Source organism: Trueperaceae bacterium (assembly GCA_031581195.1).
Classification (GTDB): domain Bacteria; phylum Deinococcota; class Deinococci; order Deinococcales; family Trueperaceae; genus SLSQ01.
Genome location: JAVLCF010000222.1, coordinates 1 through 1,314, shown reverse-complemented (window position 1 = coordinate 1,314; position 1,314 = coordinate 1). Strand labels below are relative to the sequence as shown.

Annotated in this window: 1 protein-coding gene; it reads right to left on the bottom strand. The window is 70.2% G+C overall.

The window, feature by feature from the left end; all coding sequences use genetic code 11:
• Positions 1-111: 111 nt before the first annotated feature.
• Positions 112-1,314 (bottom strand): O-antigen ligase family protein (locus RI554_11610; protein ID MDR9392659.1); only part of this gene is annotated, 1,203 nt, incomplete at its 5' end.

Below are 1,314 nucleotides of genomic sequence, written 5' to 3'. Positions count from 1 at the left end.
GGCGCGGACCCGCGCCAGGGCACGGCGTTCGGAGACGTGCGCTAGGACGATCGCGACACGCCCCACCGCACCGCGCGATCGCCACGGCCCGGCACGGGTCGTGGCGTGGGTTCAGCCTTTGCGCTTGCGGCGGCGCGCTTCCGCGCGCGTGAGCTTCCGACCGGAGCGTAGCGGGGCCCCTGGGGCGGCGAAGCTTCCCTCCGTGGGTTCGTATGGGATCCCCCGGAGCTCGCGTTCCGCCGCCCCCCAGCCGATCCCGAGGAGGGAGAACACGAGGGGGTCGGTGGCGACGGCGGGGAACCACGCCATCGAGAAGAAGGCGTAGACGGTCCCGGCGGAGATCACCGCCCAGGGGACGGGCCCGCCCGCCTGCACCATGCGCGCAACGATCGCCACGATCACCGCGACGAGCGCGATCGTCGGGACGATGCCGTACGCCAGCCAGGCGTCGAGCAGGTAGTTGTGGACTTTGTCGCTGTTGACCCGCTGGCCGACCCGCTCCCCGCTGTTCGGGTCCTGGTAGATCAGGACGTTCTGTTGCCGTTGGACGGTCGGGATGGCCTCCTCGGGCACGAACATGCGGTAGAGCTCGCGCGTCTCCTCGGGGTCGGCGTACTCCCACATCACGACGGAGTACGCACCCGACCCGTACGGCCGGAGGGGCTGATCCTCCAACGCGCGGAGCGCAATCGTCCAGAAGCGCACGCGGGTCTGCCAACTGTTGTCCACCCGCTCGCCCGTCACCATGTCGGTGAGCGCCTCGAACTTGCCCGAGGCGTACTGGTTCGAACTCCCCCCGATCGCCTGCGAGCCGACGAACACGCCGGCGATCAACAGCGGGTAGACCGCCCGCTTCCAGTCGCCCACCCGCACGCCGCGCAGGAGGTTGACGGTGGTCCAGATCGCCAGCACGACCCAGTACCCCACGACCGCGGACCGACTCGAGGCGCTCCCGGCGGCAAACGCGAGGAAGGCCCCGAAGGCGATCCACAGGGCGGCCTTGCGCGGGTTCGTGCGGACGTCCTCCCCGCCGGCGATGTTGGCGACGATGATGGCGCCCATGGCGGGGATCAGCGACGCGAAGGCGGGGTTCCCCAGCGTCGTGCGGGGGGTCGTCCCGAGACCGTTCACGCCCAGCCACGCCCAGAAGTCGTACCCCTGGGACTGGGTGATGCCGATGACCGCCACCGCGGCGGTCATGACGAGGAAGGTCCCGATCCCGACGCGGACGAAACGTCGGTCCAGCATCACGAACCGCGCCATGGCGGCCGACAGAATCAGGGAGAAAAGGATGACGTACGGCCCGTCGTAGCG